Origin of the sequence: Roseivirga spongicola (assembly GCF_034376045.1) — a bacterium.
GTDB lineage: Bacteria > Bacteroidota > Bacteroidia > Cytophagales > Cyclobacteriaceae > Roseivirga > Roseivirga spongicola.
Genome location: NZ_CP139724.1, coordinates 3,537,766 through 3,552,453, shown reverse-complemented (window position 1 = coordinate 3,552,453; position 14,688 = coordinate 3,537,766). Strand labels below are relative to the sequence as shown.

The window sequence follows — 14,688 nt, the reverse complement described above, 5'->3', positions numbered from 1 at the left end:
GGTAATCGCCAATCTCGCTCAATTTTCAAGCTGACTATCAACCAACTAAATAACTTTTCGGACAGTTTTCTTAATAATAATCAGTCAGATTTTACTCACTTCTTAATTTCTGAGCAGGATTAGCTGTGGCAGCTTTGCGAGCATGGTAACCTGTGGTTAAAACCGTTACCAGAACAGTTCCCAATAAAACGATAGAGAAAATCAAAACTCCGGGTGTAATGTGGAATTGGAAGGTCTCTAACCAATCCATCATTGAGTAATAGCCCAAGATGCAAGCTGGTATAGCGGCAATTAGTATCAGAATGATAAAGTCTCTGATTAACAAGCCAACTAATCCGCCAGTATTGGCTCCTAAAACCTTTCTAATGCTAATCTCCTTAGAACGCTGTTCTGCAGTGTATGAGGCTAAGCCCAAAAGGCCTAAACAGGCTATGAGAATAGTCATACCACTGAAGCCAAGGAACAGCTGTCCACGAATTTGATCTTCCTCATAGTTCTCCATAAACTGCTGGTCTAAAAAGGTATATTCAAAGGCAGTGGTGGCATAAGTTCTGTCCCAAGCTTCTTCAATAAAGTCAATGGTGCTATTTACATCTCCAGAGATTTTAACAACAGCAGACGGATTCAATCGACTTGGCAAAAACATTAGCGCACTGATAGGTTCATAAAGTGACTTTTGGTGAAAGTCTTTTACCACACCCACTACGCGAGCGGATGGCAGAGAATCATTACCTGTAAGATTTACTTTCTTGCCGATTGGGTCAGACCAATCCATTCTACGTACCATTGCCTCATTGACCATTACAGCCTGAGAAGAATCTGAAGGGTATTCAAGAGAGAAACTTCTACCTGCAACTACTTCAACTCCCAAGGTTTTGAAAAAGTCATAGTCAACGCGATAGTTATCCAAACCTCTCTGATCCATTGGCCCTTCTTCGGTTTCAATACTGTAAACATTTTTACCATGACCATTTCCCGGAGTTGAACTAGAAGAGCCAACACCAGTGATATTCGGGTTTTGAAGCAATTCATTTTTCAATACATTCCATTTTTCAACATCTGCCCTGCTTCTAAAGTCAATTTGAATGACTTGATCTTTATCAAAGCCAAGGTCTTTATTTCTTACAAATTGCATTTGAGCGTAGATCACAAAAGTGCCTATGAGCATAAACATGGAAATAGCAAACTGAAGAGTTACTAAGCCCTTTCTTAAAATTTTGCTTCCAGACTTACCTGCACTACCTTTTAATACTGCAGCTGGCTGAAAAGAGGATAAAAAGAATGCAGGGTAACTTCCGCCTATAAAGCCTGTGATTATTACTACTCCTATGATGGATAAAATCACGTTGGTGTTTAAAAGTGCCTGAACGTCTAGACTGGTGCCCACCAAATTATTAATGCTTGGCACTACAGAAACAATGATTAGAATACTGAGTGCAAGAGATATAAGTGTAATCAATATAGACTCAGTCAAAAACTGACCGATGAGACCTCCCCTTTGGGCACCCATTACCTTTCTGAGACCAACCTCCATAGCTCGTTTAGCCGACCGGGCAGTAGCCAAGTTCATATAATTGATACTGGCTATAATGATTAGGAAGATAGCAATGGCTGTAAAAATCCTTACATATTTAATATCACCAGCAGGCACTGGTTCACCTTCAAATTCAGAATTTAAGTGAATGTCTTGAAGTAAGACAGGAATCATCTGCACCTGAATGTTGATTGGTTCAAAAATAGGCGCTATGTACTTGGTTACGGTAGAATCGAGCTTTACCTGTAACTCTTCTTTGCCTACTCCTTCATTTACTAGCACGTAAGAATAAGTACCCCAACTCCCCCATCCTGGATCATCTCCTTGAAAAATAGTCTTCCAAGAAACTAAAGCTTCAGCAATTAGGTGAGAACTCTTAGGTACGTCTTTATAAACCCCGGTAACCTGTAATGACATTTCTCTATTGCCACCGCTCTGTAAGGTTTGACCTACCGGATTTTCATTCTTGAAAATTTTCTTAGCCATTGACTCATTGATGACAATGGAGTTAGGAGCTTCCAAGGCTGTTTCTGGGTTACCTGATATAAAATCATAATCGAAAATCTCGAAAATGGTAGAATCTGCAGCGTAGACATTATTTTGAAAATAGTCGACCTGATTTAAGGTGAAACGCATTCCTCCTTGACCGCTCACTTCAGACAAACGAGTAGCCTGAACTACTTCTGGATTCTCATTTTTGATGGTCATGGCTGCTCGCCAAGTCATACTTGCCCACTTAAATGAATTGTCTGGCTCCGTTATTTGTGTTGAAAGTCGATAAATCCGATCTGCCTTCGAGTGCTGCTTATCGAAGCTCGTTTCATGAAAAATATACAGCAGGATAATTAAACTGGAAGCAATGCCTACGGTTAAACCAATGATGTTTAATGCTGTGTAAGCAGGTTGCTTAAGTAGGCTTCGAAAAGCTACTTTCACGTAATTTTTAAGCATGTAAGTTGTTGTTATTTGTTTTTGACCTTATGAAACCACTTGCAGTCAAGCCATTTCACCTTTAAATATAGGTAACCCATTACATAAAATGGAGGCTTAGCTTGCTAAAAATCGCTAAGGCTATACTAAATGACTCTCCGAAAGCTGAATAAGTTACAGTATAGAGAGACTGAAAAACAGTTTTCTTGGGAAAATGAGGCAGAAAAGAAAAGCCCTGAGCGTTTCCCCATTCGTCAAAAGGAAAGCTCAGGGCTTAATTATAAGACTAAGATCGTAATGATCTATTTGTAAGACTCGCTAAACAATTGGTCCGCTAAATGCCTCTGCTCCTTCGCTTTCTGGCATTCCATCTTTTAACCATTGATTGTACATGTCTATTTGTTCATCTGGCAATGGGTTATCATCGCCATTAGACTTTCTTGGAGGCATTGGGTGAGCTGTTTTACTCTCAGGCTTGTAACCTTCAATAGCTATTTTAATGCGCTGGCTTAATCGGCAAACTGACTCGTAATTGCTGAGATCTAAGCTAAAAACACCTTGGTCCGTTGCAATTGAGACCTGTAACATTGGTTGTACGTATGGTGCAAAAATGGCCTTAATATCTGGGTCGAAATAAACGCTCATGGTGTTATTGTTTAGTGTAGTTTACTGTTATTTGATATTCTTCTCCCGAGAAGTTTTGGTTCAAAGCATTAATAGCCTCGGTTAGGTCTACATTTAGTTTGTGACCTCCCATCATATGATCGCCATGCATTTCATCTAACCATGCATTTGCCGACCTTACAAAGTATTTTTCCCTGAACTTCTTCGACTTAATTTTCGCTTTAACATTTACAGGGTGCATATAAATATCTACCTGATAAGAAGTTGTTGGCTGACTTTCCGTGTAAGTGTAAATGTATGGCACTTTTGGGTTTACTGCACCTATTGTAAGGTTTTGCTGAGTCAACTCTCCAATGTCACTTTCTGGCTTTCTTTGAACGCCATAAGTAAATAGTTTGTAATAAGGGCTTTCATTGCTCACCCCTAAAACCAAAGGTCTGCCTCTGCTATCAGTTAAAAACTGAGCTATCTCTACCGCATTATAGAAGCGGTCTTTACCTCTAACCTGATATTTATAACCAAGTTTAGAAATGTCGAGATACAGGTTTGCCTGCCCCATATTAGGTCTATCACCAAGTCCTGAGTTGTGGTTTGGTAAATGAAATTGCTCTGGCTGTTGGGCTCTCAGAAAGTAGTTTAAAGAAGTGATCTTCTCTTTTCCGTGTTGCTCCATCCAAGCTTCAAATACATAATCGATATAGGCATGAAATGAATAGAAAATCGGGTCATAAGCAGCAGTAGATGGGCTTGCCATATCTCCACCAATGAACTTATCGTGCATAGGGTTATGAATCTGACTTTCAAAAGTACCATAACCACCATTGGTGGCATTTGGGTAGCCTCCAAATACTGCCCAATAGTCACTTTGAAGTAAGCTTGAGAGTAAATAAGGAGATGTAAAGGAGGTGTCTTTCGGGTCAATTTCTACGTTTCTACCCGGATGATAGAGCACGGAATTTTGATCTTCAAAAATCTTCGGAAACTTCTTGCCACTTGCTTTTCTAGTGAAATTCCAAAAAGGAATACCCAAGTTCTTTGTGGGGTACTTATTTCCTTTGCTGTCTACAATTGTACCCTCAGGGTCGGTATTCTGTAGAATCTGTTCGTAGTAATAAAACTGTGCTCTGTGCCAAATAAAGAAGATGTCTTTTCCATGCTCACACATACCTGGGTACCCGTATGTGCCATCTGCATAGACTTCTTGAGCAGCTTTTTTATAAAACTCGGTCGGAATCATATCTCCTTGCTTCATAGTATTTTGAGCAGGAATGGTGACTCTGTTTTTGTTGTGAACCCAAGCTTGCCAAGCGTAGCCCTGTAGATCGTACGGATTTTCAGCACTTCTATCTTTCAATAGTTGAATGGCATGTTCGTAAGTGGCCAACTCTACTGCGGTAAGCGAGTCGATGTTCTTTCTAATTACCTGCGCTGAGATTTGCCCAGCAAAAAGTACTATCAGCAACATACAGCCGATGAGCGTTTTGAGTGTGTGTCTAATCATGTTCATAAGTGTTTATTCTAATTCTGTCATGTCGAAATCATTCTTATAGCCTGGCCCACAAATAGAAATCCCTCTATCACTCAGGTAGGCGGTAATTCGGTTGTCTTTATCTATTCTCACCGATTCCATCATACCCTGATCTTCATGGTCTAGAATGTGACAATGGAGTACAAAATCTCCCACAAAGTCCTTATAGATTGATTTGATGATGATGGAATCTGAGCTAGGAACAAAGTAAGTATCCTTCCAGACTGGCGAGGTGGGCTGTTCTACCCATTCATCATTCACTTTCTTAAAATGCTGTTGAATCTGGAAGTGATTCACATGGATGTGGAACGGATGAGCACCTAATGATGAAGTGAGAGTCCACTCCTGCACATTATTCAGTCCTAGTTGACGCGGTGGCCTGGTATGGTCGAAGGCTTCTCCATTAATCTGGAAAAGGGTAGTATCTCCTGGCACTATATCAAACTGTACATACTGCATAGAATCGGTAACCGGTTCATTAACCAATGAAGGATATGGTGCATACACTGCCAATGCCTCTGAAGAAGGTAATTTGCGAGCCAATGCCTTGGAAGTTTTAGGCTTAACAATGACCACAGCCAATACCTTTTCCGACTCGTACTCGGTTCTATCAGTTTCATCCAACACAGGCGAATCTGCGTCAATTAGATACAGGGTGTCTTGCTCATTACTCGTATTTACTGCTGCTTGAACCAGAATATCAGCACGATAACCAGGCTGAAGCGTCATGCTGTCCACATCATTGCGATAACCATAGGCAATGCCATCTTCAGCTACCACGTGAAGCTTCTCATGATTGATTTTATTTTCTTGTAGGCTGACAAGCTTAAGGTTTAGTGTTTCTCTTACACCTGCATGAATAAATCGCCAACGTTGAGCCTCTTCAGACTCCATTTCAATGATAGGCAATACCATTCCGTTGATGGTTGTTCTCCATCCTGTTGAGGCTTCAATACCATCTTGCCAGCTTCCTGGACCAAAAGTGGTCCCTTCAATGAACTTCACTGCATAACGATCTGGATTGCCTCCTGCAGCGGTATCTGGTGTATAAGGAATCTGTTGCATAATGAAGATTTTCTCCTCCATTTTTTCAATCTCTGGCTGACTATCTAAGCCACCTTCTATAATTATAGCTCCTCCCATTCCTGAAGAAACCTGAATAGCTGTAGAGCCATGGAGATGTGCGTGATACCAAAAGGTACCGGGCGCATGGTTATCTGGAATTCCTATTCTGTTCTGAAAGCTACAACCAGGATCTAGGTTAACGAATACATTGTCTCCATGCCCCATAGGAGAAACATGCAGGCCATGCGTATGCAAATTAGTATTGTTAAACCTCAGACTATCAATGATGTTAGGATCTACTCCATCATGTATAGGTTCAAATGGGTCGCAAGCCCCTCCTCCTTCTAAGGTTGGAAGCTGATTCATCAAATTCACAAACAGTGAATCTCCTCTCTTAAGTCGAAGGGTTGGCCCTACCAGTTTGCCATTATAAGACCTGTGATACAATGAAATGTTCTCGTCTTTAACTGTATTATAGATGGAGCTTGTAGTAAACTTTACGGCAAGCTCGGTGTCGAGCATTCCATTGTTAGAAGAAATTTCTTCAGGATTCTGGAAAGGCAAATGTATTAGCGGCTTGTCTGCACCAGCCTTGAGCTTAACACTTGAAAGACTAGCTTTTATAGTGTTTATCTCCTTAAGTATGTCTTCAGAAGCTACTTCTTGATGGCGCTGCGTGGCTTTTTGGCAAGAAGGTAGGCTTAAAACAATTAATAGAGTGATTGCACATAAGGCAATCTGATTGATTCTTCTCATCGGGTTGTCGTTTGTGTGATTTGCTAGGTTGTGAGCCTAACCGTTTATTGTTACTCGGTTCAATTAACTGAACACTGCTAATTTAAACAAAATGAATATTACCCAATAGTTGAAATCTTAAATAATTGATATAGTTATATGAATTTAAGCTTTAACGCACTGTTGGTTAGATAGTAAGCTTAATATTAAAAACCATCCACGTACTATCATCAAACAAATGTTTACTACACCGATCACTTAACAGCACTACTCAGATTCTAAATTCTGAAGAAAAAGGGCCTTAGGTATTAGCCCTTCTCCTTTTTAAAATCAGCCATGATAAAATAACTATTAGTACATAGCCGACTACAAGCAGAGTTACTAGATAAGGTATGTTTCTCTGCATCACTACCCTATCGGCAATTCCTGCTTTCCAAAACAACCATTCATCTGCAGTGTCTGAGGCAAAAGAATAATGCCCTGTGCTCAGTATAATGATCCCATCTTGTGAGGCTAGGTCGAACCTTGCTGTGGCATTGATAGCATCATTTCCACTTCCATCATGGCCAATGATATTTGCTGTTTCGTGCTGTGGTGAGTATAAATCAGGGCCTAATCCGTAATAAGGAATCCCATTCCTGTAGCTCTCAGCTTTTGCCATTAACTGAATAGTGCTAGACTTTAGAAGCGAATGGTTATCTAATGAATTGCTCAGCATAAATTTTGAGAGGTCATCTAGGCTAGTCATTAATGAAGCAGCTGCTTTAGCTGTGAATCTATTCATTGGCCTAGTCGATCCGTTGGTTTTGTACACATTTACCAGATTTATACTGCTACTATCTCTTAGATTGAAGCTGGAGTTATTCATTCCTAATGGGTTAAAAACCGCTTGACTGATATAATCCGAAAATGATGCACCTGTTACTTCTTCTATAAGCAATTGTAGAAGCGTATAACTGGCTCCGGAATACATAAATTGGCTCCCTGGCTCGTATCCAACTCTTGCTTTGGCACCATCGTAGTAGGCGTCTGCTGCGCTGGTGAGAGATTCTTCCAAGGATTGAACTTCTTCATCTGCAGTGAATCCACCGTAGCCCAAATCATCATCAAAACCAGCAGAATGCGATAATAGTCTTCTTACCGTAACTTGATCATTGTCGAACTCACTTGCCGGCAAATTCCAACGAGTTAGATAATTTTCAACTGGTGCATCCAAGTCTAGCTTTTGGTCTTCCACCAATTTCATTACTCCAACAGCGGTTACCCACTTGCTCACCGAAGCTACTGGAAAAGCAGATTGTCCATTGATATCTTCTCCACTATCTGAATGGAAAAGCGTTTCTGACACTTTTCCGTCTTTGACTAGTGCCATGGCCAGGTTACCGATATATTCATCTTCTATTTGATTTGAGACAGCCTCTGCAAAGCCTTTTGTTGTTCCACTAGAGTCGATAGATTTCAATAAATATCCATCTACAAAACCAAGCGCAATGAAGGCTGTCCAAAGGATTAAAGCGAGAGAAATTAGGCCGATTGTTTTGAGCTTTTTCATGGTTGAGTTATAGGTGATTTGAATTTTTTTCATTGAAAGCCTCTATCTGCTTACACAAAGAGCTTAGGCAAATCAAATGAAAGAAAAGGGCTCTGTGGTTCGATTAGAGGAAAGTCGAACCAATTTGTTGAAAAAGAATACCTAGTAATTAGACTTTAGATGATGCGGTTTGCCTTCTATATACTGAAGGCGTCATGCTGGTATGTTTCCGAAAGGCCGTGTTGAATGAAGACTTGGAGTTAAAGCCAACTTCGAACATAATCTGTTGAATGGTCTGGTCAGTTTCGCGCAGTAAATACTTGGCTTCCTCTACCCTATACCCATTGATGAAATCGAAGAAGTGCGTTCCCTTAGATTGGTTAATAATTAGCGATAATCGTTTTGCGGAAAGTCCGGTTTCGCTGGCTAACATTTGAAGCGTTAATGTGTCACTTAAATACGGTTTCTTATTCAACATGTAGGCATCTAAAATAGCGAGATCTTCAGATACATCTTCTGAGGGAGCATTGTTTACTTTTTGCTTTGTAGATTCCTTTTCTTTTTGACTTACCTGAATAAATAGCTCCGGAGTGTGCATGGTTTTTAGAACGAACCAAGAAACCATGAACAAGGCGAACAAGGCGATAAATAAGTCTAAAATAGGAAAGCGTTCAAAGTTATTTAACGCTTCTGAGACTCCTCTGAAAAGCACAATGCTGTTGGCTAGAAAGTATGATGCTATTGCCGTGAGTAACCAGCGATAGGTTTGGCTTTGCGTTGCATGGAAGTTTTCAAACGTCTTTCTGTAATTCTTCAGTACAATAAAACTCGCCACCAAATAGGTATAAATCTGAATCTGAACAGAAATAACGAAGATCACTTCCAGTCTCAGAGTGATTTCAGAGAAGAGATATACCAACAAAAACACAAGCGTAGGTAACGCATGCCACAAAAGTTTAGGCTTGAACTTGAAATCACTGAAACAGGTTTTCTTTACATAAAAGTAAAGCAATGGCATTTGTAAGAATGCGAGTGAGGTTCTCAACTTATTAAGGATGGTGAAATTCCTGTAAAAGTCACCTAAAAACTGTCCAGAAAGATCTAACGAAGTGATAATCAGAAAGCCAGCAAAAAGTAGGTTGGCAGTTCTTTTTTCAGACTTGTTTGAAATCAGAAATGCAGACAGTAATAGCAATAAGAAAACGCCAATCAGAGCAATACTTTCAATGGCTGTCATTTAGTTGAAGTTTAAATTGTCTAAACACGGAAGATTCACATTTCCGAAGCGTAGGTAATTTTAGCACAGCCACAAACATATCATTAAATCGTCTAGGGGCACTTTCTGAATGGCCAAAAATCAGTCGATCTGAAAGAATTCATATTTGCTTTCCAACTTAGATGGTGAATCTATCTTCTACAAAAGCATGGGCCAAGGAAGGATAGTTTTGCTGAAAGGTATCGATGATGAATTGAAAAGGCACATCGTCAAAATGTCCGTAGTCTTCGATGTATTCCATATACTTTTGCGCAGTTCTGTTAAATGGTTGAATCATGGCATCTTCAGTACCAATAAAGTGCAGCGGATCAACATTGTATATTTCGCAGAGCTCTTTATTGAAAGCGTTTGAAGCTTTAAACCACTTTCCGTCAACGTATACTTCAGCAATACCATGAGGTGCAATGTGTGGATTGCCTAATTTCTCAGTCAATCTTTCTGCGGCAATATGGTTCACAACTTTCGCCAAGCGCAGTCTAGCAGGAATCTTCAAGGCCCTTAGTGCAGCAATAAATAGAACAGACTTATCAATGCAATGCCCCTCTTTTCGGCCAACCACATCACTTGCTTTGTAGTGGTCTTTCTTGCCTGAAATGGTATAAGGGTTATATCGCCAGTTGTCTCTTATAGTAAGAAAAAGGCCTTCAATCTGTTGTTTAGTCGGTTGGTCAATAAATTCGGCCACCAAGGCTTGAATACCAGCAGTATTAAAATCGAAGAATTCAGTTTCTTGTATGTATTGTTGCATGGTTAATTCTGTGAGATTAAGTGTTGTAACTCTTCACTAGCAGAGCTAGTGAGCATACCAAAAAAGTTAGATTGAATGAGGTGCAAATGAGCATTTACTGCATTCTTTTTGTCAAGTGCACAATTCTCAATAAACAGCTTATTCAAAACCCTTTGAACCTTTACTGCAGAAGAAATATCTACCCAGTCATTGAGCAAGTTACTCCTCTTCAATTCCATATAAAGACCTTCAATAAATGTTTGATTACTATCAGCAGCAGTATTTATTTCTGTTTCAATAACTCTATAATACTTGGATACTTGAATGATAAATAGTGGATTGAAATTGAGAATTCTAGTTTTTACAAACTCATTATACTTAAAAATCTTAATAACAGCAGACTCTTTTCTTGCAGCTAGTTCTGCCTTGAAAGTATCCCATTCTGCTATTTCGTTCTTCACTATGGTGAGGAGAAGTGACTCTTTATTTTCGAAATGCTGATAGATAGTTTTCTTAGAAACAATACTCTCCTTGGCAATATCATCCATGCTTATGCTTCGCTCCCCGAAGCGCATGAATAGTGCTTTTGCTGATTCCAGAATTCTTTCTTTGCTCAATTACTTATTTTAAAAGTGCTCTAGGCTGTCGTTGATGATATTACAAGTTCTGCAGGTAACAAGATTAGCTCTTAACTCTGCATCGTTGTTAGGAGTATGAGCCAAACGTTCATCTTTTCGTTCCGGTTCCTTCAAGAAGAAACACCAAAATGAATATGCTTAAGCATAGGAGAATTACCTGATTAATTCATTTCATCAATCAATTCACTTACTGCAATCCTATAGGTTTGTTGAAGTTGCTCTTTACCCGGGTATGGCAACTGACCACCGTACACATAGAGGTAGCCATTTAAAATTGCGGCTCCACCATTTCTCACTCTCACATTAGATTGAAAAGTCTTGTACTCTTGCTTTTTGGCATCATAAACCAATATCTGATCACCACTAGAGTAATCACCCACCAGAATAAAATAGTGCTCATATTGAGCTAGGGCATAAGATGAAACGGGATCTTTAAAGCCTTTTAGTTCCTTCCAAACCTGGGTTTCAAAGTCGAATTGCCAAATTTCACTTAAATACCTATCATCAAAACCTCCAAACAAGTAAAGATTGCCGTCATAAATACCGCCTTGCGTAGACATGGCCATTGGTAAATTGGGTAACTCTTCTAGTACTCCACTCTTTAAGTTGAAGGAGTAAAAGTGGTTACTAAAGGTATAGGTTGGAGGTGAGAACCTACTTTTACTTAAATAGCCACCGAAGTAATAGATAAAGTCACCCTGTTTCGCCAGGCCCATTTTTTTCGCAGCATTCGGGAAATTCCCTAATGATTTTATTGTGAAATTTGACAAGTCAATTACTCTGGCTTCTTGCATAAGCGATTCGGCATCCCCCACCAATTGACTTCCACCGAGCATCAATAGGCCATCATACTCTTCTAAATAAAGTAAAGACGTAGTGGTAGTATAAGGTATGTCTTTAAGTTTTACAGTAATCCATTTTCCAGTTCTGCTGTCGTAGACTTGCATGCCCGAACCAAACTCCATCATGCCTTGCGTTCCACCCATGGCATACAAGTCTTGATTGGAGGCAGCGTAGCCAAAATTGTAAGATGGAGTCTTCATAGACTTCACCTTTTCGAATTTGAGCATTGTCTGAGCATGTATAAACGTAGAGAATACTACGCTGGCCAGAAGAGTAAGAATTAGTTTCATGGTTATTTTGCTATCTAAAAAAGAAAGAGGGCTATTTGCCCTCTCCCATTTCTTCTGCTTTAGTTCTTTTCTTATCTAATTGTTTGACGCCATTGGTCATCCAAACTGGAGCTTCGGCACCTTTTAAGTGATGGTCGAAATACTGTTTCATCCTAATTTGAAAATCCTTCTGATTTTCTTCTTTGCCAAGGTGGTGCGGTTCATCTGGGTAAGACAATAGAATTACCTCTTTGCCTAATCTGCGAGCTGTCTGATAATACTCCAAACCTTGATTCCAGTCTACAGCGCCATCGGCAGTACCATGTAATATTAAAAACGGTGTATTGATATTCTGTGCATGATGAATTGGAGACTGACTTCTGTATAGCTCCATATCATCCCATGGGCTTACTCCCATTCTACCTTGCGACCACTCAATAATTGGACCGTTAAGGTTGCCTGTTCGCTTATAAGCGACATTATACATTGAAATTAAATTAGTAAGTGGCGCGCCAGTGATTACACAAGCAAACATATCGGTTTGAGTTAGGATAAAGCTCGACTCATAGCCACCCCAGCTATGTCCTTGTAAACCAATTCTTTCTGGGTCGGCATAGCCAAGATCAATAACCTTTTGTGCAGCTGATGTCACATCGTCTAATGCGGAGCTTCCTGGTTTACCCATATCATAAATAATGTCTGGCATCAGCACCAAATAACCATTACTTGCATAGGCAGACATGTGTGGTCTGTCATCATAAGTTGGCATAGAATACTGATGATGTCTTTGCGACATTTTTTCGTAGAAATAAATCACCATTGGGTACTTCTTACCTTCCTGATAGTCGGCAGGTAAAGCTAATGTAGCCTGTAATTTATGGCCTCTTTTGTCTGTGTAGCCTACTAGCACTCTTCTGCCCCACTTATACTCTGCCTGCTGTGGGTTAGCATTTGTAATTTTTTGTTCGTTTTTGAAGTCAGTGCTGGCCACCCAAACATCTGGAAACTCCTCAAAAGTCTGTTGAGTGAACATCAATACGTCAGCATCTTTTGCCTTGGTAGGTCGGCCAATCATTTTATCTACAAACTTAAGTGCTTTCGGCTTCTTGCCCATTTTCACTTCATAGTAACCCGACTTCTTGGTCCACTCGCCATAAGCACTGAGCAATAAGGTATTAGATAAATCGTAGCTGTCAGCTTCAGGATCAAGCTGTGTCAATCTGAAACGGATTTCGTTGGCTCTCCCAACTCCATCTGTAAGGTTCTTCACCTCTTTTGATTTGAGTGAAAAGGCATAGATATCGTACTTATTGTTCATCAAAACCCAATCACCATCGGTTGACCAGCCAGCAATTCCATAAACCGGTCTTTCTACCGGGTAATCGAATTCGGTATTCTCAAAACTGATGTCAGTATTTGCGCTAATGTTGATGGTTTTACCTGTTTCGAACTGGTAAATCATTACCTGCGTATCTTTAGAGTAAGCCGCATATTGTCCATCGGCTGAAAGCCCCATGAAATGATAAACCTCATCAGCAATTCGCTTACTAGCTCCGGTTTCCGTATTGATGGCAGTTAAGTCGGCATAAGCCGATGGTCTGTCTCTTAGGCTACTGTATTTGCTATCGTTAAAGCCAACTGCCCATTTCGACTTGTCATTAGTTCTCACCGAAATATCTTCTGTCTGGAGCTGCACCAGTTTACCGGAGTTGACATTGTAAGCAGCAGTGTAGGTGGCTCGCTTATCTCTGTTAGCTCGCACAATTTGCGATGACTGCACTACATCATCTTTCCAGTGCCAAACATCTACATTGGCCTTCAATTCGTCTTCTTTCTTTAACTCATCTTCCTGCTCCTTAATACCAAGGAAAATCTGTGTGCCCGTTTCATTCCAGTTTAAACCACTGTATTCGCTGATCACGTAATTGTTCGGTGCTTGGCTAAACATGGTGAGCGAAGAAAGTTTTGACATACCTGCGCTAAGATTACTTGAAATAAGCAGTGTATTTTCTCGCTGAACCTTTCCTTCTGGTGTTTTACCATAAAGCACGGCCAATGCATTTCCGGCTTCGTTCCAAGACAGTTGACTGTAGGTATATTCTCCAGTATTGATAGACCAAGTTCTGCTATTGCTTAGGTCTAGTAAGTAAACACCATTTCCAGTATCGCCATCTGCATCTACCAAGTAAGAGAATAGTTTGCCAGTTTCATTAAAAGCATAGCTCGAAACATTACCAATATTCATTACCGTGCCGCCTTTGAGGCTCTTCAGAATCAGGTCGGTGCCGCTGTGTTCAGCGTCTTTATCGCTTTTTACTTTGCTTATGGCTATGTACTCAGAGTTTTCTGCAAAGCTGAATGATTGTACATCCTTAATTTCTTCTACCGAACGATTGCTGAGGTTATAAATATGCAAGTTTCGATTGACAGGTTTGCGCTGCTTCCTTAAAGCTTCGGCCTTCTCTTCTGCAGGAGAAACTAAAAATGCAACGTATTGATTATCGTTCGAAAAGCTCACCCTAGAGGCATTAATGGCACTATATACTGTATCGCCCTCAACCTGACGGATGTAGAACTTCGCATCGCCATCATTAGGACTATAAGCGTAAGTAATCCACTGCCCGTTGGGCGAAAGTGATGTATTGCTGATTCTGTTCCATTGCCCATAATCTTCTAATTGAAGGGCTTTCTTTTCTTGGGCTGAAATAGAGCTAAATGACAATAGGATAATTGTCAAACAGTAGAAAATTCTAAAGATAGGTTTAGACTGCATGGTGGAGTTATATTTATTTCTCAAACCCCAATATAGAATTAATGCCTTATCATGGTCTCATTATTTTATACAAGGCTACAATTCCCTGTCTATAAGGTTTCTTAAGGTGCTAGAGTTTTTCAAAATCATTTATAAAAATAGAGTATAGATTTATAATGAAACCCCATTCAATAATTGTTAAATACTGACCTTAAACAATTTTTAATATTAATATA

11 protein-coding genes are annotated in these 14,688 nt (G+C 39.9%); 1 reads left to right on the top strand and 10 read right to left on the bottom strand.

The genetic code is table 11. The features are described from left to right. Positions 1-91: 91 nt before the first annotated feature. Positions 92-2,485 (bottom strand): ABC transporter permease, encoded by a 2,394-nt coding sequence (locus tag T7867_RS15930; protein WP_322299548.1) that lies wholly within the window; start codon positions 2,483-2,485, stop codon positions 92-94. A gap of 129 nt (positions 2,486-2,614) precedes the next feature. Here T7867_RS15930 and T7867_RS15925 point away from each other — a divergent pair, with 129 nt between their 5' ends. Further along, positions 2,615-2,776, top strand: coding sequence for a hypothetical protein (locus tag T7867_RS15925; RefSeq protein ID WP_322299547.1), 162 nt, complete (start codon positions 2,615-2,617; stop codon positions 2,774-2,776). A gap of 6 nt (positions 2,777-2,782) precedes the next feature. Here the strand turns inward: T7867_RS15925 and T7867_RS15920 are convergent, their stop codons facing one another. The 9 genes from T7867_RS15920 to T7867_RS15880 all read right to left on the bottom strand — a co-directional run bounded on the left by T7867_RS15920 (position 2,783) and on the right by T7867_RS15880 (position 14,473). Continuing rightward, positions 2,783-3,109, bottom strand: coding sequence for a hypothetical protein (locus tag T7867_RS15920; protein WP_322299546.1), 327 nt, complete (start codon positions 3,107-3,109; stop codon positions 2,783-2,785). 4 nt (positions 3,110-3,113) lie between these two features. Continuing rightward, positions 3,114-4,589: a tyrosinase family protein gene (locus T7867_RS15915; RefSeq protein ID WP_322299545.1), complete on the bottom strand. Its 1,476-nt coding sequence runs from the start codon at positions 4,587-4,589 to the stop codon at positions 3,114-3,116. A gap of 12 nt (positions 4,590-4,601) precedes the next feature. Beyond that, positions 4,602-6,437 carry a multicopper oxidase family protein gene (locus tag T7867_RS15910; protein ID WP_322299544.1) on the bottom strand — a complete coding sequence of 612 codons (1,836 nt, stop codon included), beginning with the start codon at positions 6,435-6,437 and terminating at the stop codon, positions 4,602-4,604. A 280-nt stretch (positions 6,438-6,717) separates the two neighbouring features. Continuing rightward, positions 6,718-8,001: a serine hydrolase domain-containing protein gene (locus tag T7867_RS15905; RefSeq protein WP_322299543.1), complete on the bottom strand. Its 1,284-nt coding sequence runs from the start codon at positions 7,999-8,001 to the stop codon at positions 6,718-6,720. A gap of 115 nt (positions 8,002-8,116) precedes the next feature. Then, positions 8,117-9,184: a helix-turn-helix domain-containing protein gene (locus T7867_RS15900; protein WP_322299542.1), complete on the bottom strand. Its 1,068-nt coding sequence runs from the start codon at positions 9,182-9,184 to the stop codon at positions 8,117-8,119. Positions 9,185-9,341: 157 nt separating this feature from the next. Then, positions 9,342-9,971, bottom strand: a complete 630-nt coding sequence (locus T7867_RS15895) for a transglutaminase-like domain-containing protein (protein WP_322299541.1) — start codon at positions 9,969-9,971, stop codon at positions 9,342-9,344. Positions 9,972-9,973: 2 nt separating this feature from the next. Then, entirely contained in the window at positions 9,974-10,567 is a 594-nt protein-coding gene (locus T7867_RS15890; RefSeq protein ID WP_322299540.1) for a TetR/AcrR family transcriptional regulator, read from the bottom strand. Positions 10,568-10,749: 182 nt separating this feature from the next. Beyond that, positions 10,750-11,721 carry a Kelch repeat-containing protein gene (locus T7867_RS15885; protein WP_322299539.1) on the bottom strand — a complete coding sequence of 324 codons (972 nt, stop codon included), beginning with the start codon at positions 11,719-11,721 and terminating at the stop codon, positions 10,750-10,752. 31 nt (positions 11,722-11,752) lie between these two features. Further along, the gene (locus T7867_RS15880; protein WP_322299538.1) at positions 11,753-14,473 is read right to left on the bottom strand and encodes a S9 family peptidase; all 2,721 of its coding nucleotides are present in this window, start codon (positions 14,471-14,473) and stop codon (positions 11,753-11,755) included. Between the last annotated feature and the right edge of the window lie 215 nt (positions 14,474-14,688).

Coding starts and splice junctions, on each gene's coding strand:
- T7867_RS15930 (WP_322299548.1), bottom strand. CDS start 2,485: ATGCTTAAAAATTACGTGAAAGTAGCTTTTCGAAGCCTACTTAAGCAA.
- T7867_RS15925 (WP_322299547.1), top strand. CDS start 2,615: ATGACTCTCCGAAAGCTGAATAAGTTACAGTATAGAGAGACTGAAAAA.
- T7867_RS15920 (WP_322299546.1), bottom strand. CDS start 3,109: ATGAGCGTTTATTTCGACCCAGATATTAAGGCCATTTTTGCACCATAC.
- T7867_RS15915 (WP_322299545.1), bottom strand. CDS start 4,589: ATGATTAGACACACACTCAAAACGCTCATCGGCTGTATGTTGCTGATA.
- T7867_RS15910 (WP_322299544.1), bottom strand. CDS start 6,437: ATGAGAAGAATCAATCAGATTGCCTTATGTGCAATCACTCTATTAATT.
- T7867_RS15905 (WP_322299543.1), bottom strand. CDS start 8,001: ATGAAAAAAATTCAAATCACCTATAACTCAACCATGAAAAAGCTCAAA.
- T7867_RS15900 (WP_322299542.1), bottom strand. CDS start 9,184: ATGACAGCCATTGAAAGTATTGCTCTGATTGGCGTTTTCTTATTGCTA.
- T7867_RS15895 (WP_322299541.1), bottom strand. CDS start 9,971: ATGCAACAATACATACAAGAAACTGAATTCTTCGATTTTAATACTGCT.
- T7867_RS15885 (WP_322299539.1), bottom strand. CDS start 11,721: ATGAAACTAATTCTTACTCTTCTGGCCAGCGTAGTATTCTCTACGTTT.
- T7867_RS15880 (WP_322299538.1), bottom strand. CDS start 14,473: ATGCAGTCTAAACCTATCTTTAGAATTTTCTACTGTTTGACAATTATC.